Origin of the sequence: Roseococcus sp. (assembly GCF_965227005.1) — a bacterium.
GTDB lineage: Bacteria > Pseudomonadota > Alphaproteobacteria > Acetobacterales > Acetobacteraceae > Roseococcus.
Map to the genome: position 1 here is coordinate 1 of NZ_CBDDFJ010000020.1, position 19,576 is coordinate 19,576.

The 19,576-nt window shown below is 70.3% G+C and carries 14 protein-coding genes and 2 pseudogenes; 12 read left to right on the plus strand and 4 right to left on the minus strand.

All coding sequences use genetic code 11. The features are described 5' to 3' along the window. Positions 1-116: 116 nt before the first annotated feature. A complete protein-coding gene (locus tag ACO057_RS10295) occupies positions 117-341 on the minus strand; it encodes a hypothetical protein (RefSeq protein WP_421991307.1) in 225 nt (74 codons plus the stop codon). Between ACO057_RS10295 and ACO057_RS10300 the strand changes: the two genes are divergently transcribed. The 10 genes and pseudogenes from ACO057_RS10300 to ACO057_RS10345 all read left to right on the plus strand — a co-directional run bounded on the left by ACO057_RS10300 (position 328) and on the right by ACO057_RS10345 (position 13,381). Continuing rightward, positions 328-966: a TonB-dependent receptor domain-containing protein gene (locus ACO057_RS10300; RefSeq protein ID WP_421991309.1), complete on the plus strand. Its 639-nt coding sequence runs from the start codon at positions 328-330 to the stop codon at positions 964-966. The genes ACO057_RS10295 and ACO057_RS10300 overlap by 14 nt on opposite strands. Before the next feature lie 19 nt (positions 967-985). Next, a pseudogene (locus ACO057_RS10305) lies at positions 986-1,198 on the plus strand (TonB-dependent receptor domain-containing protein); the annotation flags it as partial. Further along, entirely contained in the window at positions 1,125-1,550 is a 426-nt protein-coding gene (locus tag ACO057_RS10310) for a TonB-dependent receptor domain-containing protein (RefSeq protein WP_421991311.1), read from the plus strand. The pseudogene ACO057_RS10305 and the gene ACO057_RS10310, both read left to right, overlap by 74 nt. A 308-nt stretch (positions 1,551-1,858) precedes the next feature. After that, positions 1,859-2,677: a MotA/TolQ/ExbB proton channel family protein gene (locus ACO057_RS10315; protein WP_421991612.1), complete on the plus strand. Its 819-nt coding sequence runs from the start codon at positions 1,859-1,861 to the stop codon at positions 2,675-2,677. A 6-nt stretch (positions 2,678-2,683) separates the two neighbouring features. Then, a pseudogene (gene exbD, locus ACO057_RS10320) lies at positions 2,684-3,110 on the plus strand (TonB system transport protein ExbD). Beyond that, the gene (locus ACO057_RS10325) at positions 3,107-3,883 is read left to right on the plus strand and encodes an energy transducer TonB family protein (protein ID WP_421991313.1); all 777 of its coding nucleotides are present in this window, start codon (positions 3,107-3,109) and stop codon (positions 3,881-3,883) included. Before exbD ends, ACO057_RS10325 begins: the two are co-directional and overlap by 4 nt. A gap of 246 nt (positions 3,884-4,129) precedes the next feature. Further along, entirely contained in the window at positions 4,130-5,548 is a 1,419-nt protein-coding gene (locus ACO057_RS10330; RefSeq protein WP_421991315.1) for an efflux transporter outer membrane subunit, read from the plus strand. 18 nt (positions 5,549-5,566) lie between these two features. After that, positions 5,567-7,099 carry an efflux RND transporter periplasmic adaptor subunit gene (locus ACO057_RS10335; protein ID WP_421991317.1) on the plus strand — a complete coding sequence of 511 codons (1,533 nt, stop codon included), beginning with the start codon at positions 5,567-5,569 and terminating at the stop codon, positions 7,097-7,099. Continuing rightward, positions 7,096-10,287, plus strand: coding sequence for an efflux RND transporter permease subunit (locus ACO057_RS10340; RefSeq protein WP_421991319.1), 3,192 nt, complete (start codon positions 7,096-7,098; stop codon positions 10,285-10,287). Before ACO057_RS10335 ends, ACO057_RS10340 begins: the two co-directional genes overlap by 4 nt. Position 10,288: 1 nt before the next feature. Further along, positions 10,289-13,381: an efflux RND transporter permease subunit gene (locus ACO057_RS10345; RefSeq protein ID WP_421991321.1), complete on the plus strand. Its 3,093-nt coding sequence runs from the start codon at positions 10,289-10,291 to the stop codon at positions 13,379-13,381. 16 nt (positions 13,382-13,397) lie between these two features. On the opposite strand, the gene ACO057_RS10350 is transcribed toward ACO057_RS10345, so the two are convergent. Continuing rightward, positions 13,398-14,702, minus strand: a complete 1,305-nt coding sequence (locus ACO057_RS10350; RefSeq protein ID WP_421991323.1) for an NAD(P)/FAD-dependent oxidoreductase — start codon at positions 14,700-14,702, stop codon at positions 13,398-13,400. 359 nt (positions 14,703-15,061) lie between these two features. On the opposite strand from ACO057_RS10350, the gene ACO057_RS10355 reads away from it, so the two are divergent. Together ACO057_RS10355 and ACO057_RS10360 are read left to right on the plus strand one after the other, a co-directional pair. Further along, positions 15,062-16,213, plus strand: a complete 1,152-nt coding sequence (locus ACO057_RS10355) for an HlyD family secretion protein (protein WP_421991325.1) — start codon at positions 15,062-15,064, stop codon at positions 16,211-16,213. Continuing rightward, the gene (locus tag ACO057_RS10360; RefSeq protein ID WP_421991327.1) at positions 16,206-17,774 is read left to right on the plus strand and encodes an MDR family MFS transporter; all 1,569 of its coding nucleotides are present in this window, start codon (positions 16,206-16,208) and stop codon (positions 17,772-17,774) included. Before ACO057_RS10355 ends, ACO057_RS10360 begins: the two co-directional genes overlap by 8 nt. Here ACO057_RS10360 and ACO057_RS10365 read toward each other — a convergent pair. Both ACO057_RS10365 and ACO057_RS10370 read right to left on the minus strand, forming a co-directional pair. After that, the gene (locus tag ACO057_RS10365) at positions 17,771-18,550 is read right to left on the minus strand and encodes an SDR family oxidoreductase (protein ID WP_421991329.1); all 780 of its coding nucleotides are present in this window, start codon (positions 18,548-18,550) and stop codon (positions 17,771-17,773) included. The two genes, ACO057_RS10360 and ACO057_RS10365, sit on opposite strands and share 4 nt — an antisense overlap. A gap of 18 nt (positions 18,551-18,568) precedes the next feature. Continuing rightward, positions 18,569-19,567, minus strand: a complete 999-nt coding sequence (locus ACO057_RS10370; protein ID WP_421991331.1) for a tripartite tricarboxylate transporter substrate-binding protein — start codon at positions 19,565-19,567, stop codon at positions 18,569-18,571. Between the last annotated feature and the right edge of the window lie 9 nt (positions 19,568-19,576).

The following is a 19,576-nucleotide window of genomic DNA, read 5'->3' on the forward strand; positions in this document are numbered from 1 at the left end:
GGACATCAACGTCAATGCCGGCAACGTGGCGATGCGCCTCAATGCCATGGCGATGCACCAGGACATCGCCCGCCGCGACCATGTCTATAACGAGCGCTGGGGCGTCGCGCCCTCGATCACCTGGGGGCCTCGGCGGCGACACGCAGGTCACCCTCAACTACCTGCACCAGACCGAGAACAACATTCCCGACTTCGGCATTCCGATCATCGCCGGCCGCGTCGCAAATGTCTCGCCCGGCAGCTTCTACGGCCTGCGCGGCGTGGATCGCGAGGAGTACATCACCGACGTGATGACGGCGCGCATCCAGCACCCGCTTCACCGAGGGCGTGACCTTCAGCAACACCACGCGCTACGGCAACTACTACCGCAACATCTCGTCCACCGCGCCGCGCATCGTGGGCACGGTGACCGCGCTCACGCCGCTGGCCAGCATCATGGTGAACCGCCAGGCGCAGCTGCGCGCCGGCACGACCAGCATCATCGAGAACCAGAGCGAGCTGCGCGTGCAGGCCACCACCGGCCCGCTGCAGCACAACATCGTCGCCGGCGTCGAGGTCGGCCACGAGGCGGTGCAGTTGCGCCGCTGGACCGCCACCCGCCCGACCGCGTCGCTGGTCAGTCCGAACTACGACCAGGCCGTCGGCTACCAGGACGCCCGCTCGCTCACGGCCGATACGCGCACCTCGGCCAATCGCGTCGCGGTCTATGGCGTCGACCAGATCCGTATCGGCCAGTTCTTCGAGCTGCTGGGCGGCTTCCGCTTCGAGAACTTCGATGCGAGCCTGACCAACCGCTTCACGTCGAACGCCAACTTCTCGAGCAACGACAACATGTGGAGCTGGCGCGGCGCCGCGGTGTTCAAGCCCGTCCAGGGCGTGCGCACCTATTTCGCGGCCGGCACCTCCTACAACCCCTCGGCCGAGAGCCTCGCGCTCACGGCGGCGACGGCCCCGCTGCCGCCCTGAGAACAACCTCACTTACGAGGTGGGCGCGAGCTGGGAGATCACGCGGAACTTCGAGGTCCGCGGCGCGCTCTTCCAGATCACCAAGGAAAATGCCCGAACGGTCGACCCGACCAACTCCACCGTGACCGTGCTGCAGGGTGAGCAGCGCGTCCGCGGCGGTGAGATCTCCTTCAGCGGCGCGCCGGTGCCGAGCCTGCCGGGCTGGAATCTGCTCGCCGGCTACACCTATCTCAACAGCGAGACCACCAAGTCCCGCAACCCGGCCGAAGTGGGCCGCGAGATGCTCAACACCCCCGCGCCACACCGGGACCGTCTGGACCACCTACGATCTGCCCTATGGCGTGACGATCGGCGGCGGCGCGAGCTATGTCGACAGCCGCTACGGCAACTCCACCAACACGGTGCGCGTGCCGGCCTATGTCCGCTACGACGCGACCGTCTCCTGGAACATCACCCAGGGCCTGACGGCGCGCCTCAACGGCCTGAACCTGACGGACCGCCGGTTCTACGAAGGCGTCTATCAGGGCAACATCACCCCGGGTGCGGGCCGCACCATCATCGGTTCGCTCACCGCGAGGTTCTGAACCACGTGCCACGACGCCTGACATCCGTGCCTGAAGAGAAGGCGTTGCGCGTCGCGCAACGCCTTTCCGCTTCCGCGCCCGGAATGGCGGGCGCGCTCGACGTCGTGGCCGTCCAGAGCATGGCATGCCCGGCCGCATCGCCGTCTTCCCGGCAGGAGTTGCCCTGCCCCCTCCTATCACCACCGGCCTGCGCGGCCCGTTTGGGGCGGCGACGCCCCCAGCGGGCCGCGCAGGCGCGGCCGCGCCTTCGCGGGTCGGGGCCAGCCCCGTCCCGCCACCGGCGAGGCCCGTCTGAGAAAGTGACCGCCATGTCCAAGCGCCTCCTCACCCGAATCCTCGCCCCCGCGGGCCTGCTCGTGATCGCCGCCGCCCAGGCCTTCGCGCAGGGCGATGCCCCCGCCGGCGCGCCCGTCAGCGCCGCGCGCGCGATGCTGCCGCAGGACCTCTCGCCCTGGGGCATGTTCTCGCATGCCGATATCGTGGTGCAGTCGGTCATGTGCGGCCTTGCCGTCGCCTCCGTGCTGACCTGGACCGTGGCCCTGGCCAAGACCTTCGAGCTGCTGGGCGCCAACCGCCTCGCCCGCGCCGGCCTCACCACCCTGGCCCAATGCCCGCAACCTGACCGAGGCGGCGCGCGACCTCGCCGGCCAGCCCGGTGCCGCCGCCGCCCTCCCCCCGCAGCGCCGCGGCCGAGCTCGCCATCAGCGAGGGCGCCGAGCGCGACCCCCTGCAGGAGCGCGTGGGCTGGCGGCTGGAGCGCATCGTCTCCAATGCCGGCCGCCGTCTGTCGCGCGGCACGGGCGTGCTGGCCTCGATCGGCTCGGTCGGTCCCTTCGTCGGCCTCTTCGGCACGGTCTGGGGCATCATGGACAGCTTCATCAGCATCTCGCGCGCCCCAGACGACCAACCTCGCCATCGTGGCGCCGGGCATCGCGGAGGCGCTGCTCGCCACCGCGCTCGGCCTGGTCGCGGCCATCCCGGCGGTGATCCTCTACAACGTCTTCGCGCGCGGCATCACGGCCCATAAGGCCCTGCTGGCCGACAGCGTGGCCGAGACGATGCGCCTGCTCTCGCGCGAGCTTGACCATCCCGCGCGTGCGCAGCATCTGCGGATGGTGGCGGAGTAAGCGACCATGGCCTTCCAGCTCGGTGGCGGCGACGACGATCTCGTCGAGACCCACGACATCAATGTCACGCCCCTTCATCGACGTGGTGCTGGTCCTGCTGATCGTGTTCATGGTGGCGGCCCCGCTCGCCACCGTGGACGTGCCGGTGGACCTGCCCTCCAGCACCGCGACGCAGCAGCCCCGGCCCGACAAGCCGATCTTCCTCACGCTGCGCGCGGACCTCACCCTCGCGCTGGGCGACACGCCGGTCACCCGCGAGGGGCTGCGCGCCGCGCTCGACGAGGCCTCCAGCAACGACCGCGACCAGCGCGTCTTCCTGCGCGCCGACACGGTGGTGCCCTATGGCGAGCTGACCGAGGCGATGAACCTGCTGCGGGCCGCGGGCTACCTCAAGCTGGCCCTCGTCGGGCTGGATGCGAGCCAGAACCCGTGAGCGGCGCCAGCCTCTCCTGGAGCGGCATCGGCGCGGGCGACACCAGGCCGCGCTGGAGCATCGCGCTGGCCGTGGTCGTCGCGCTGCATGGCGGCGCGGTCGCCGCGATGCTGCTGAAGCCCGCGCCCGCGGCCCGGATGGCAGCCGAGGAGTCGATCATGATCGACCTCGCACCCGCGCCGCCTGCGCCCGACCCGATTCCCGAGCCGGAGGAGGCCCAGGCCGCCCCCCCGCCCCCGCAATTCGAGGAACCCCCTCCCCCTCCCGAGCCGCCGCCGCCCGTGGTCGAGCCCGAGGTGGTGCTACCCTCGCCGCCGCCTCCGCCGACCCCGCCGCCGCCCCAGCGCCGCCCGCCCCGGCCGCGCCCGCCGCATCCGCAGCCGGTGAGCAGCCAGGCCGCGCCCGCCGAAACCTCCACCGAGGTCGCGCCCGTCGCGGCGCCGGCGACGACCGGGACGGCGACGGTGCAGCGCTCCGGCGGCGGCGGCGTGTCGAGCTGGCAGGGCCAGCTGATGGCGCGCCTCCAGGCCGCCCGCCGCTATCCGGAATCCTCGCGCTCGCGGCGCGAGGAGGGCGTGGTGCATCTGGCCTTCACGATGGACAGGGCGGGCAATGTGCTGAGCGCGCGTATCGCGCGGAGCTCGAACTATCCGGCGCTGGACCAGGAGACGCTGGAGCTGGCGCGGCGCGCCTCGCCGCTGCCCGCACCGCCCGACGAGGTCTCGGGCAATCCGATCTCGCTGACCGTGCCGGTGCGCTTCTCCCTGCGCTGACAGCCCGCTTTCCCCGGCCCCGGCTTACCCGGCCCACCTTCCCGGCCCACCTTCCCGGCATGGCAACCCGCCATATGCCTGCCGGGTTCCTGCTTTCTGATGCGCCCCGGCGCCTTTCCGGCGTCCCGGTCCCGGGAGCTGCTCCCGGCCGTGTCCGGACGCGGAGGTGACGGCTTTGTTGGCAAGATTTGCAAAGGGTAACAGTTGCTGCGCCGCCTCGGCGAACGCGTCATACAGGGCCCCGTGATGTCACCCCGTCTCCCTTCCCGTCGAGCCGCCCTTGCGCTCGCGCTCCTCCCGCTCGCCGGTTGCTCCACCTTCCGGCCGCATCCCGAGTCCGGAATCGCCCTGCCCGCGCAGTTCGCCTCCGCGACGGCCGAGGCGGCCAACTGGCCCGATCCGCTCTGGTGGCGCGGCTTCGGCTCGCCCGAGCTGGATGCGCTCATGCAGCAGGCGGTCACGGCCAATTTCGACATCCGCGCCGCCATCGCGCGGGTCCGGCAGGCCGATGCCCAGGTGCGGATCACCGGCCAGACGCTGCTGCCCACCGGCAACCTGACCGCCAGCGCCACGCGCAGCCAGTCGCCGACCTCCACCGCCACCGCGGTGAACATTTCGGGCGTTGGGCGCAGCCGCTTCACGCAGCGCGAAATCTTCCAGACCGGGTTGCAGGCGAGCTACGAGATCGACTTCTGGGGCAAGAACCGCGCGGCGGTCGTCGCCCAGGAGCAGAACGCCCGCGCCAACCGCTTCGACGTCAGCGCCGTGACCCTGACCACCGAGGCCTCGGTCGCCACCACCTATTTCACGATCCTCGCCTCGCGCGAGCAGCTGGCGATCCAACAGTCCAACCTCGAGGCGGCGCAGCGCATCCTGACCCTGCTCCAGCAGCGGCTCGCGGCGGGCACCAACACCGGGCTCGACATCGCGCAGCAGCAGACACTGGTGGAGCAGCAGCGCGCCGCCATCCCGCCGCTGCGCCAGGCGATCGACCAGAACACCTATTCGCTCGGCACGCTCACCGGCCAGACGCCCGAGCGGGTGGCGCGGCCGAGCATGGCGCTGGGCGATATCCGCATCCCGGTCGCCTCGCCCGGCCTTCCCTCGGAAATCCTGCAGCGCCGGCCCGACGTCTGGCAGGCCGAGGCGACGCTCGCGGCCGCCCAGGCGAGCGTGGAGCAGGCCCGCGCGGCAATGTTCCCCTCTATCACCCTGACGGCGAGCGGTGGCTTCCAGAACCTCGCGATCGAGAACCTGCTGAAGCCCGGTTCCGTGCTCTACTCCCTGGCATCGGGGCTGACGCAGCCCATCTTTCAGCTCGGCCAGCTGCGAGCCCAGTACCGCCTGACCCAGGCCCAGGCCGACGAGATCCTCGAGAACTACCGGCTGGCGATCGTCGCCGCGCTGGTGGATGTGGAGAGCGCGATCGTGGCCCTTCGCGAGACGACCGCCCAGGAAGAGCTCCAGGCGCTGGCGACCCGCAGCGCCGAGCGGGCCTATTCGATCTCCGAAGCGCAGCTGCGCGCCGGCACGATCGACCTGCTCACCCTGCTGAACACGCAGCAAACCCTGTTCAACACCCGCAACCAGCTCGCGCAGGTGCGTCTCCTCAAGCTCCAGGCCGCGGTCGGACTCTTCCGCGCGCTCGGCGGCGGATGGTCCTGAGGTCGAGGGAAAACAACGATGCCCGATACGCCCTTCCCGCTCGAACCCGCCGCCAAGGCGCTGCCCGCACCGCCGGTGCGGCCTGCCTTGCCGAGCCCGGCCAGCCCCCCGCCCGCCGGGCTGGAGCCTGAACCGCCGAGGAAGGGCCGCCGTTGGATCGGCTGGCTCGTCTGGCTGCTGATCCTTGGCGGTGCCGGCGGATCCATCTGGTATTACTGGCCGCAGCTGTCCCAGAAGTTCTCGGGACAGTCTGCCCAGGCGGGACCTGGCGGACGAAGCCGCCTCGGCGGCGGCGCCGTCCCGGTCACTGTCACCCCCGCCACGCGCAAGGACCTGCCCGTCCTGCTCGACGCGCTCGGCACGGTGCAGGCGCTCAACACCATCACCGTCCGTTCACAGGTGGACGGCATCCTCGTCGAGGTGGCCTTCACCGAAGGCCAGGAGGTCCGCCGCGGCGACGTGCTGGCCCGGATCGACCCGCGCACCTATGCCGCCGCGGTCGCCCAGGCCGAGGCGAAGCTCGCCCAGGACCAGGCGGTGCTGGCGAATTCGCGGCTCGACCTGCAGCGCTACATCGACCTCTCGCGCAGCAACGGCGCCTCGCGCCAGCAGCTCGACACGCAGCGCGCCCTCGTCGCGCAGAACGAGGCGCTGGTGCAGGCCGACCAGGCGGCGATCGACACCGCGCGCATCCAGCTCGACTTCACCACCATCCGCTCGCCCGTGGACGGGCGCGTGGGCCTGCGCCAGGTGGACCAGGGCAACCTGGTACGATCGGGCGACACCACCGGCCTCGTGGTCGTGACGCAGGTCGATCCGATCACGGTCGTCTACACCCTGCCGCAGCAGGACCTGCCGCGGATCCTGGCGGCGATGCGCGAGGGGCCTGTCGAGGTCCTGGTGATCGCCTCGGATGGCTCGACGCGGGCCACCGGCACGCTGCTGACGCCGGACAACCAGGTGGACCAGACCACCGGCACCATCAGGATGAAGGCGACCTTCCCCAATGCCGACCGCCAGCTCTGGCCGGGCGCTTTCGTGAACGTGCGCATGCTGGTCGGCACCATCCGCCAGGCCATGACGATCCCGCTCGTCGCGGTGCAGCGCGGGCCGGACGGCACCTATGCCTTCGTCCTCAAGGACGACAACACGGTCGAGCAGCGGCCCATCACGACCGGCTTCATCAACGCGACCGACGCGGTGGTGACGCGCGGCCTTCAGGTGGATGAGAAGGTGGTCACCTCGGGCGCGCTCCGCCTGAATTCGGGGGCGAGCGTGCAGGTGATCGAGCCCGTGGTGCCGGCCTATGTGGCGCCCACGCGCGGACGCCGCTTCCCCGGCGGCTCGGGCGGCCAGCGGCCCGCCGGCAGCGGCCCGCCGGGCGATGCCGGCACCGGCAACCCGACCTCGGGCGAGGCACGCCAGGGGCGCCGCGGCGACGCGGGCCAGGGCCAGGGTCAGGGTGCTTCGGGCGAGAGGCGGCCCGCCACACCGCCGGTCGGCCAGCAGCCCGCCGCGCCGCAGGCCGCGCCCGCCGCCGCAACGCCGTGAACGTTTCCGCCCCCTTCATCGCCCGGCCCATCGCCACCTCGCTCCTCGCGGTGGCGGTGCTGCTGGGCGGCATCTTCGGCTACCTGAAGCTGCCCGTCTCGGCGCTGCCCGAGGTGGATTTCCCGACCATCGAGGTGAGCACCCAGCTTCCCGGCGCCTCGCCCGAGACCATCTCGCTGCAGATCGCCGCCTCGCTGGAGCGGCAGCTCAACCAGATCTCGGGGCTGACCTCGATCAGCTCGATCAGCAGCCCGGGCACCAGCCGCATCACCCTGCAGTTCAACCTGGGCCGCAACATCGACGACGCGGCGCAGGACGTGCAGGCGGCGATCAACGCGGCGCGCGGCACGCTGCCGCTGAACCTGCCCTATCCGCCGACCTACGCGAAGGTGAACCCGGCCGATCCGCCGATCATGACGCTGGCGCTGACCTCGGATTCCATCCCCATCTACCGTGTCTCGGATTCCGCGGATTCGCTGCTGGCCCAGCGCCTTTCGCAGGTCACCGGCGTCGGCCGCGTGACGGTGCAGGGCAACATGCGCCCGGCCGTGCGGATTCAGGCCGATCCGCGCCGGCTCGCCTCCTACGGGCTCTCGCTGGAGGATATCCGCAGCACCGTCGTGGGCGCCAACCAGGCCGGCCCCAAGGGCTCGCTGGACGGGCCGCACCAGGCCTCGACGGTGATGGCCAACGATCAGATCAGCACGGCCGCCGCCTTCTCCAGCCTCGTCGTCGCCTATCGCAACGGCGCGCCGGTCCGCCTCTCCGACGTGGGCGTCGTGGTGGACGGGCTGGAGAACACGCTGAACGCCGCCTGGTTCAACGGCCAGCGCGCCGTGCTCATCGACGTGCAGCGCCAGCCGGGCGCCAATATCGTCGAGACGGTGGACCGCGTGCGCGCCCAGCTCGAGCAGCTCCAGGGCGCGCTGCCGGGCGGCATCACGCTGACCGTGGTGGCCGACCGGACGGAGACCATCCGCGCCTCGGTGCATGAGGTGCAGTTCACGCTGATCCTTTCCGTCGTGCTCGTGGTGGCGGTGATCTACCTCTTCCTGCGCAGCGCGCGCGCCACGGTCGTGCCCGGCGTGGCCCTGCCGCTCTCCATCATCGGCACCTTCGGCATCATGTCGCTCTGCGGCTTCTCGATGGACAACCTCTCGTTGATGGCGCTGACCATCGCGACGGGCTTCGTCGTGGACGACGCCATCGTGATGATCGAGAACATCGTGCGCCTGATCGAGGAGGGCGAATCCCCCCTCGCCGCCGCCTACAAGGGCGCCAAGCAGATCGGCTTCACCATCGTCTCGCTGACCGTCTCGCTGATCGCCGTCTTCATCCCGCTGCTCTTCATGTCGGGCGTGGTGGGCCGCCTGTTCCGCGAATTCGCGCTGACGCTGACCATCGCCGTCATCGTCTCCATGTTCGTCTCGCTCACGCTGACGCCGATGATGACCGGCCGCATGCTTCGCCCCGCCGGCGAGGACCGGCCCGGCTGGGTCTCCCGCCAGTTCGAGCGCGGCTTCGACTGGATGCGCGACCATTACGCGAGCAGCCTGCGCTGGGTGTTGCGGCACGAGCGGCTGATGCTGCTGCTGACGGCGGCGACCATCGCCGGCACGGTCGGCCTCTACATCGTCATGCCCAAGGGCTTTCTCCCCGCGCAGGATACGGGCCTGCTGGTCATCACCACCGAGGCTCCGGAGGACGCCTCCTTCGCCCGGGTCGTGGCGCTGCAGCAGCAGGTCGCCGCCGTGGTGCAGCAGGATCCGGACGTGTCGGGCGTCACCTCCGTCGCCGGAGCCGGCACGGTGAACGCGGCGGCGAATGCCGGGCGAATCACCGCCATCCTGAAGCCGCGTGCCGACCGCGCCGCCAACGCCCAGCAGATCGCGGACCGGCTGGCGCCGCGGATGGCCGCCGTCGCCGGCGTCGACACGCGCATCCAGGCCGTGCAGGACATCCAGATCGGCGCGCGCGTGGCCAGCACGCAGTACCTCTACACGCTGTCCGATTCCGACGCCGTGCAGCTCCGCCAATGGGCGCCGCGGCTCGTGGAGCGTCTGGCCGCCGCGCCCGCCCTGCGTCACGTCACCTCCGACCAGCGCGACGGCGGGCTGCGCGTCCATGTCGAGGTCGACCGCGACCGCGCGGCGCAGCTCGGCGTCACGATGCAGGCGGTGGATGACATCCTCTACGACGCCTTCGGCCAGCGGCAGATCTCCACGATCTACGCCCAGTCCAATCAGTACCGCGTGGTGCTGGAGACGACGCCCGAGATCCGCGATGACCCCTCGCTGATCGGCCTGCTGCGCGTGCCGGGCAATTCCAGCGGTACCGGCGGCACCATCGGCGCCACGCAGGTCACCTCCGGCGCCACCGTGACCGCGACCTCGGCCAGCGCCAGCGGCAACTTCCAGGTGCCGCTCAGCGCCATCGCCACCATCACCCGCCGCGCCGGCCCGCTCACCGTCACGCGGCAGGACCAGTTCCCCGCCGTGACCATCGGCTTCGACCTCACCCCGGGCTATTCGCTCGGCGACGCGGTGCAGGAGATCGAGCGGATCGAGCGCGCCATGGGCCTGCCGGACACCATCACCGGAGAGTTCTCCGGCGACGCCGCGGAATTCAACACCTCGCTGCGGAGCTCGCCCTATCTGATCCTGGCCGCGATGGTGGTGATCTACCTGGTGCTGGGCATCCTCTATGAGAGCGTGATCCATCCGATCACCATCCTCTCCACCCTGCCCTCCGCCGGCATCGGCGCGCTGCTGGCGCTCTGGGTCATGGGGCTGGACCTCTCCGTGGTCGGGCTGATCGGCATCGTGCTGCTGATGGGCATCGTGAAGAAGAATGCCATCATGATGATCGACTTCGCGCTGGAGGCGCAGCGCGAGCATGGCCGCTCCCCGCGCGACGCCATCTACGAGGCGAGCGTGCTGCGCTTCCGCCCGATCATGATGACCACCATGGCCGCGCTGCTCGGCGCCGTGCCGCTGGTGCTCGGCAACGGGCCGGGCAGCGAGCTGCGCCTGCCGCTCGGCGTCTCGGTCATCGGCGGCCTGCTGCTGAGCCAGGTCATCACGCTCTACACCACACCGGTCATCTACCTGGCCATGGAGCAGCTGCGCACGCGCCTGGGCGGCAAGCCCGAGGGGCAGCACGTCCCGCAGGGAGCGCCGGCGGAATAGCATGTCGATCTCGGCCCCCTTCATCCGACGCCCCATCGCAACCGTGATGATGTCGGTGGGCCTCGCGCTCGCCGGCATGGTCGCCTATTTCGCCCTGCCCGTGGCGCCCCTGCCGCGCATGGACCTGCCCACCATCGTCGTCACCGCGAGCCAGCCGGGCGCGGATCCGGCGGTCATGGCCTCCTCCGTCGCGGCCCCGCTGGAGCGCCGGCTCGGCGCCATCGCCGGCGTGTCGGAGATGACCTCGCGCTCCGCGCTCGGCAGCACCTCGGTCGTGGTGCAGTTCGACCTGAACCGCTCGGTCTCGGACGCGGCCAAGGACGTGGAGGCCGCGATCAACGCCGCCGGCACCGACCTGCCCGCCGGCCTGCCCAACCCGCCCACCTTCCGCAAGGCCAATCCGGCCGACGCGCCGATCCTGATCCTCGCCATCACCTCCGACACGCTGACGCCCGGCGCGGTCTATGACGCGGTGGACAGCATCGTCTCGCCGCGCATCGCCCGGATCGACGGCGTGGCGCAGGTGAACGTGACGGGCGCCGAGCAGCCGGCCATCCGCATCCAGGTGGACCCCGCGGCGGCGGCCTCGGCCGGGATCTCGCTGGAGAACATCCGCAGCACCGTCACCAGCGCCAATATCACCCAGCCGACCGGGCTCATCGACGGCACCGAACAGGGCGGCGCCATCTCGATCAACGACCGGATCGACCAGGCGTCGGACTACGGCAACCTCATCCTGCGCGCCCGGGACGGCGCGATCATGCGCCTCTCCCACATCGCCAATGTCGAGCTCGGCGTGCGCGACCGGCGGCAGGGCGGCAGCTTCAACGGCCGGCCGGCCGTCATCGCCGTCATCTTCAAGCAGCCGGACGCCAATGTGATCGAGGTGGTGGACAGCATCCAGCGCCTGCTGCCGGATCTCCAGCGCTGGCTGCCCAACGGCGTGCATATCCACACCATCCGCGACCGTTCGGAGACCATCCGCGCCAGCGTGGACGAGGTGCAGTTCACCCTCATCATCTCGATCGTCCTGGTGGTGCTGGTGGTGGCCGCTTTCCTGCGCCGCAAGGCCGCGGTCATCGCCGCCGCCATCTCCGTTCCGCTCTCGCTGCTCGGCACGCTCGCCGTCATGTGGCTGCTGGGCTATTCGCTCGACAACCTGTCGCTGATGGCGTTGACCATCTCCGTCGGCTTCGTCGTGGACGACGCCATCGTCATGATCGAGAACATGACGCGATTGCGCGAGAAGGGCATGCCCGCGATGGAAGCCGCGCTGGAGGGCGCGCGGCAGATCGGCTTCACCGTCGTCTCCATCACGGTCTCGCTGATCGCGGTCTTCATCCCGCTGCTCTTCATGCCGGGGATCGTGGGCCGGATGTTCCGCGAATTCTCCGTCACCCTGGCCGTCGCGGTGGCCTTCTCGGCGGTCATCTCCCTCACCGTCACGCCCATGGTCGCGGCACGCATGGCCTCGCATGCGGAGCGCAAGCCGGGCTGGTTCGGCCGGACCTTCGAATGGGGCATGGACGCGATCATCGCGGGCTATATGTCCAGCCTGAAGGTGGTGCTGCGCTTCCGCGCGATCATGCTGGTCTTCACCGTGAGCCTCGTCGGCCTCACCGTCTGGCTCTACATCATCATCCCCAAGGACTTCTTCCCGGCCCAGGACACCGGGCTGATCGCCGGCTTCGTCCAGGCCGCGCCGGACACGTCCTTCCAGACCATGATGAACCTGCAGCAGCAGGCGGTGGACATCATCCTCGCCGATGCGGGCGTCGCCTCGCTCGGCGTCTCGGTGGGCGGCGGGGGCGGCGGTTCGAGCAGCTCGGCGCGCATGTTCATCTCGCTGAAGCCGGAATCCGAGCGGCCCGGCGTCACGGCCGAAGACGTGATCAATCGCCTGCGCGGACCGCTCAATCGCATCCCCGGGGCGCAGACCTTCATGCGCTCCGTCCAGGACATCAACGTGGGCGGCCGCGCCGGCAACGCCTCCTTCCAATATGCGCTGCTGGCGCCGGACCTCGATGAGCTCCAAACCTGGTCGGAGCTGCTGGTGCGCCAGCTGCGCACCGTGCCGCAGCTGGCCGACGTCTCCTCCGACCAGGAGCGCGCCGGGCTGGTCTCCCGGCTGGTGGTGGACCGCGACGCGGCCTCGCGCCTCGGCCTCAGCATCCAGGCGATCAACCAGACGCTGAACAATGCCTTCGCGCAGCGGCAGGTCAGCGTGATCTACCGCACGCGCAACCAGTACCGCGTCGTCATGGAGATCGATCCGCGCCTGACCGAGGATCCGCACCAGCTCGACGACCTCTATGTCCCGGGCAGCGGTGGCCAGGTGCCTCTCAGCGCCGTGACGCGGGTGGAACGGTCGAGCGCACCGCTCTCCATCGCCCACCAGGGGCAGTTCCCGGCCTCGACCATCACCTTCAACCTGCAACCTGGCGTGGCGCTGGGCGAGGCGGCCGCGCTCGTCGAGAAGGCGCAGCGCGACATCGGCATGCCGCCCACGGTGCGCGGCGAGTTCGCCGGCAATGCGCGGGTCTTCCGTTCCTTCCAGAGCGGGCAGACGCTGCTGATCATCGCGGCACTGGTCTGCATCTACCTGGTGCTCGGCATCCTCTACGAGAGCCTGATCCATCCGCTGACCATCATCTCCACCTTGCCCACGGCGGGCATCGGCGCGCTGCTGGCCCTGATCCTGACCAACACGCCCTTCACGGTCATCGCGCTCATCGGCGTCATCCTGCTGATGGGCATCGTGAAGAAGAACGCCATCATGATGGTGGACTTCGCGCTGCAGCATGAGCGCGAGGGCGGCGAAGGCGGCGAGCAGGCCATCCTGGAGGCCTGCCGCGAGCGCTTCCGCCCGATCCTGATGACGACGCTGGCCGCGCTGCTGGGCGCCGTCCCGCTGGCGCTCGGCAGTGGCCCGGGCAGCGAGCTGCGGCAACCTCTGGGCATCGCGATCATCGGCGGGCTCGCCCTGTCGCAGCTGCTGACGCTCTATACGACGCCGGTGGTGTATCTCGCGCTGGAGAGCCTGGCCGGCGGAAAGCGCGAGCGGATCGCCACACCGCCGCTGCCGGCGGAGTAGCGCGCCAGCCGGTTCTTCAATGCAGCTTCACCCGCGGCGCCGGGCGCTGCGAGAAGAGCGACAGCCAATAGCGCCATAGCGTCGGCGCCCTCCCGTGCAGCGCTGCCAGATGCATCTGGTAGAGCGATCGGTACATCAGCCGCGCGAAGATCCCCTCCACGAAGAAGCTGCGCCCCACCAGGAAACCCATCAGGCTCCCCACCGTGCTGTACTCGCCGAGCGAGACCAGCGAACCGAAATCCTTGTAGACGAAGGGCTCCAGCGGCCTGCCGTTTAGGATCCGCTCCACCTGCCCGACCATGTGCGACGCCATCTGGTGCGCCGCCTGGGCCCGCGGCGGCACCGTCTGCGCCTGGCCCGGCTGCGGACAGGCCGCGCAATCGCCCATCGCGAAGATCGCCGGATCACGCGTCGTGCGCAGCGTCTGCTCCACGACGAGCTGGTTGATCCGGTTGGTCTCCAGCCCACCGAGCTCGTGCAGGAAGTCCGGCCCCTTCACCCCCGCTGCCCAGACGATGAGCTCGCAGGGCAGGAAGCCGCCATCCGCCAGCAGGATTCCCTCGGCGCCCACTTCCGCCACGCGCGTGCCGGTGCGGACTTCGACGCCCATCTCACGCAGCAGGCGCATGGTCTCGTCGGCGATGCGCTGCGGCAAGGCGGGCAGGATGCGCGGCGCCGCCTCGACCAGAATGATGCGGATGTCGCGCTCGGGAACGATGCGGTCGAGCCCATAGGCCACGATCGCGCGCACCGTCTGGTGCAGTTCGGCCGCCAGCTCCGTGCCCGTGGCCCCGGCGCCGATGATGGCGACATGCAGCTGCCCCGGCCGCACCGGCTCGCTCTGGCTGTTGGCGCGGAGGCAGGCGTTGATCAGCCGGCGGTTGAAGCGGGTCGCCTGGTCGGGCGTCTCGAGCGGGATGGCGTATTCCGCGGCGCCCGGCGTGCCGAAATCATTGGTGACGCTGCCGACGGCCATGATGAGCGTGTCGTAGCCCAGGCGGCTCGCCGGGGTGATCTCGCGCGCCTCCTCGTCGAAGGTGGCGCCGAGCTCGATCTCGCGCGCCGCGCGGTCAAGTCCGGTCATCTCGCCGAAGCAATAGGTGAAGTGGTGCCAATGCGCCTGGGCCAGATAGTTCAGCTCGTGCTGCCCGCGGTCGATGGCGCCGGCCGCGACGGCATGCAGCAGCGGCTTCCACAAATGCGTCCGCGCGCGCTCGACGAGGGTGACGCTGGCCCGGCCGCCGCGTCCGTGCTGGTTGCCGAGCCGGGTGGCCAGCTCCAGGCCGGCCGCCCCTCCGCCCACGACGACAATCCGATGCATGCGGCATCTCCTTCGAGGCAGATGGCGAGGCGTGGGATGGAAGGGCCTCGGCGCCTGCTATTTATACACCAAGGAATAAATATACGATCCGCCTGATCACCGCGCGGCCCTGGCACGCGAGGGCTTCGCGATCTCGCCTGACACGGCCGTGGCTACCGGGCGAAGCTGCGCAACTCCGTCGCGCTCTGCGCCGCACGCCCATCCGACGCGCCAGGCGGATCGATGCCCTTTCTCGCCTCGCACGGGCAAAAGCTGACCATCAGGTAACCCGCCGACGGATTGGCGACCCGCAAAAATTCATCCTATGCTTACAATGTAAAGGTGCCGCCGGCATGATCAGGCGGATTGGGAAACGTCGAATGGATATCGGGCCGCCCAACCGCGCGAAAGCGGCGGAGGGCGTCGATCAGATCAGGCGGGACAAGCCTCGCCGTCGCCTTTTACGGACAGCGGCCTTCGCGCTGGTGGTGCTTGCCGGACTCGGCTTCAGCCTCCGCTGGCTGCATTGGCAATTGCACCACGTCGTCCTCGACGATGCGCGCGTCGCCTCGGACATGATCACTTTGGCCAGCCGCGTCCCCGGCTGGGTGACGCAGCTGCCGCCCGTCGCGGGGGACAGCCTGCGCCAGGGCGAGCTTCTCGTGCAGATGGACGGGCGCGAATCCGCCCTCGCGGTCGAGGAGCTGAACGCCCGCATCTCCGGCATCGGCGCCCGCCACGCGGAGCTTCAGGCGCGCCTCGCGATGGTCGACCGCACGAGCGCCAGCCAGCACGACGCCGCCATCGCCAAGCTCGATTCCGCCCGCGCCGCCCTTCCCGCCGCCGAGGCCGAGCGCGGCTTCGCCGAGGCCGAGCTGAACCGTGCCCAGGGCCTCATCGCCAGCGGCAGCGGCACGCGCCAGACGGTCGAGCGCCTGCGCGCCGGGCTCGACATCTCCCGCCAGCGCGTCGCCTCCGCGGCCGCCGAGATCCGCAATGCCGAGGCGCTGATGGCCGTTGCACTCGCCGCGCGCGAGGAGATGCAGGTCATCACGCGGCAGCTCGAGGCCCTCGGCCCGCTGGAGCGCGAGCTGACCGCCACGCGCGACCGCGCCGCGCTCGACCTCGCCGATCGTACCATGCGCATGCCCTTCGACGGCGTGGTGGATCGCATCTACGTCGATCCGGGCGAATACGTCCTCGCCGGCCAGCGCATCATCCTGGTGCACAACCCCGCCCAGATCCGCATCGACGCCAATGTGAAGGAGACGGACATCCGCTTCTTCCGTCCCGGCACGCCCGTGCGCGTAACCGTGGACGCCTGGCCCGGCCAGGAGTTCCCGGGCGTGGTGGACCGCCTGGTCGAGGCCGCGACCAGCGAATTCGCCCTGCTGCCCAGCCCCAATCCCAGCGGCAACTTCACGCGCATCACGCAACGCCTACCCGTGCGCGTGCGGCTCGATCCGCCGCCGCCGCCGGGCCTGCTTCGCCCGGGCATGCTGGTCCGCGTAGAGGCGGAAGCGCGTGAGTAGCGCGGCGGGTGGCGGCGCCTCGATCGAGGCGATGTTCGCCCGCTTCGGTCCCTCCTACCGCTGGCTCGTCACCCTGACGGCGCTGACCGGCACCATCTCCTGCATCCTCTCCTCCACCATCGTGGTCGTGGCCCTGCCCGACATCATGGGCGCGCTGGGCATGGGCCAGGAGGAGGGACAGCTGCTTTCGACCGGCTTCCTCGCGGCCAATACCGCCTTCATGCTGGTGAACGCCTGGGCGGTCGACCGCTTCGGATTCAAGTTCACCTATGTCGGCTCCATCGCCGTTTTCGTGGTGACCTCGCTGCTAGCCGGCTTCGCGACGGACACCAACGTCATGGTGGTCTGCCGCGTGCTGCAGGGCGCCTCGGCCGGGCTGTTGCAGCCGCTGTCGATGCAGATCATCTTCCTCGTCTTCCCGCCCGAGCGGCGCGGCACGGCGATGGGCCTCTTCAGCATGGGCGTCGTGATGGCCCCTGCGATCGGCCCCACGCTCGGCGGCGTGCTGGTGGATCATTACTCCTGGCATGCGGTGTTCTTCCTCTCGCTGCCGACCGCGATGCTCGGCCTCGTGATGGGCCTCGCCTTCATGCCGGGACGCCTTTCGGCCGGGACGCGCCTCTTCGACTGGCCCGGCGCGATCCTTCTGGCTTTGACCATGACCACGCTGCTCTCGGGCCTCACCAACGGCCAGCGTGAAGGCTGGGGTTCGGATCGCGTGGTGGTCGAGCTGATGATCGCGGGCTTCTCCGGCCTCGCCTTCGTGACGTGGCAGAACTACGCGCGCTCGCCGCTGATGGACCTGCGGCTGTTCCGTCACTGGGGCTTCACCGGGGCGGCGATGGTCGCCTTCATCTATGGCGGGGCGATCTTCGGCTCCACCTATCTGCTGCCGCTGCTGGTGCAGGTGGTGCAGGGCTACACGCCCACGCGCTCGGGGCTGATCCTGATGCCGGCGGGCTTCGCGGTGGCGCTGGCCTTCCTGATCGCGGGGCGCATGGCGGATTTCGTGCCGCCCTGGCTGCCGGTCTGCTGCGGGCTGCTGCTTTTCGCTTTTTCCAGCTGGCTGATCGCGGGCGTGGGGACGGACAGCTCTTTCTGGCAGCTGGCCATCTGGATCCTGATCGGGCGCGTCGGGCTCGGGCTGACCATGCCCAATATGAATGTCGGTGCCATGCGCGCCTTGCCGCCGTCGCTGCTGGGCCAGGGCGCGGGCAGCATCAACTTCTTCCGCATGCTGGGCGGCGCCTTCGGGACGAACCTGCTGGCCGTCTATATGGAGCGGCGCACGCAGCAGCATGCCGACAGCCTGAACGTCTTCATCGACGGCGGCCCCGCGACGCTGGAAGTGCGCCGCCTGCTGGAGAACCTCTACACCCAGGGCGGCCTGCCGGAGGTGGTGCGGCGCGACGCGGCGCATGACTTCCTGATGCGGATGGTGGAGGCCCAGGCCGGGCTGATGGGCTTCCGCGACGCCTTCATCGCGGTGGGCCTGGCCTGCCTGCTGGCGGTTCTGCCGGGGCTGACGCTACGGCAGAAACCGCCCGGCGCACGGAGCTAGAACGTGCCCGGAAACTGCCCGCCATCCAGCAGCAGGTTCTGCCCGGTGATGTAGCCGGCCTGGCGGCTGCACAGATAGGCGCAGGCATCGCCGAACTCGGCCGGATCGCCAACACGCCGCGCGGGGATGGTCCCGCGCTGGCGCTCCAGCTGCTCCTCGTAGGTGATCCCGGCCGCCTTGGCGCGGCCCGTCACGCCGCCGCGGAAGCGGTCGGTCTCGAAGGCCCCGGGCAGAAGGTTGTTCACCGTCACGTTATGCCCCGCGATCTGCCGCGCGACGCCGGCGACATAGCCGGTCAGGCCCAACCGCGCCGCCGTGGACAGACTGAGGTCCGCCGTCGGGCTCTTCACCGCCGAGGACGTGATGTTCACGATGCGGCCGAAACGCCGCTCCATCATGCCGTCGACCAGCGCGCGGATGAGCTCGATCGCCGCGACCATGTTGTCGTTGACCGCGGCCAGCCATTGCTCCGCCGTGAAGGACCGGAAATCGCCGCGCGGCGGGCCGCCGGCATTGTTCACCAGGATATCCGCCTGAGGCGCCGCGGCCAGGATCGCCGCGCGGCCCTCCACGGTCGTGACATCGGCGACGATGGCGGTGACCGCCACGCCATGCGCCGCGCGGATCGCCGCCGCCGCCGCCTCGATATCGGCGCGCGTCCGCGCCGAGATGGTGAGGCTCACGCCCTCGCGCGCCAGCGCCTCCGCACAGGCCCGGCCCAGCCCCTTGCTCGCCGCGCAGACGATCGCGTGGCGGCCCGCAATTCCCAGATCCATGTGGTGCTTCCCCTTGGTCTATTCGACCGTCTGCGGCGTGACGCCCATGGCCGACAGCAGCCGGCCCAGTCGCTGATATTCTTCCTGGAACCGCGCCTCATGCGCCTCGGGCGTCCACTCATTCTCGGGGAAGACCGTCGTGCCCAGCTGCGCGAAGCGGGCCACGATGGCCGGATCCGCCAAAGCGGCGCGCAGGGCCGCGTTCAGCTGATCGATGATGGCGCGTGGCGTCGCGCGCGCGACGTACATGCCGTGCCACACGGCCAGGTTGACCTCGGGCAGGCCAAGCTCGGCGGAGGTCGGCACATCGGGGATGGAAGCGATCCGTGCAGGCCCCGCGACCAGCACGCCCTGCACCGCCCCGGAGGCGATCTGCGGCACGGCATTGGTGGACTGGTCGCAAATGGCGTCCAGCGTTCCGCCGATGAGGTCGTTCATCGCCAGCGCCCCGCCGCGATAGGCCACGAAGGTCGGGCGGATGCCGAGTGCGCGGGCGAGCAGCATCTCGCAGAAATGCCCGCTGCTGCCGATCCCGCCATTACCGAGATTGGCGCCGTTGCCGTTCTCGCGCAGCCGGCTGATCGCCTCGGCCGGCGAGGAGGCGAGCCCCTTGCGGGCCATGAGCACCGTATAGCCGGCATTGATGAGCCCGACCGGCGCGAAGGCCGTCTGCACGTCGTAGCGCAGGCCGGTGAAGAGGAAGGGGGCGGAAATGAGCGGCAGCTGCGCGATGAGCACCGTCGCCCCGTCCGGCGCCGAGACGGCGGTGCGCGCGGGCGCGACCGTCGCCTGCCCACCCGACACGTTCTCCACCACCACGGTCTGGCCGAGGGTTCGCGCCATGTGCTCGGCGAGCACGCGGGCGATCACATCGGTGCTGCCGCCGGCGGCCGCGGGGACGATGAAGGTCGTGCGGCGCGACTGGGCGGCTGCGGGCGATCCGAGAATCGCGGCCAGGACGGCGCAGCAGAGGGCGAGAAACCGGACGGGATTCCGGGCCGGCGCGGGCGGTGCCATGATGGGGCG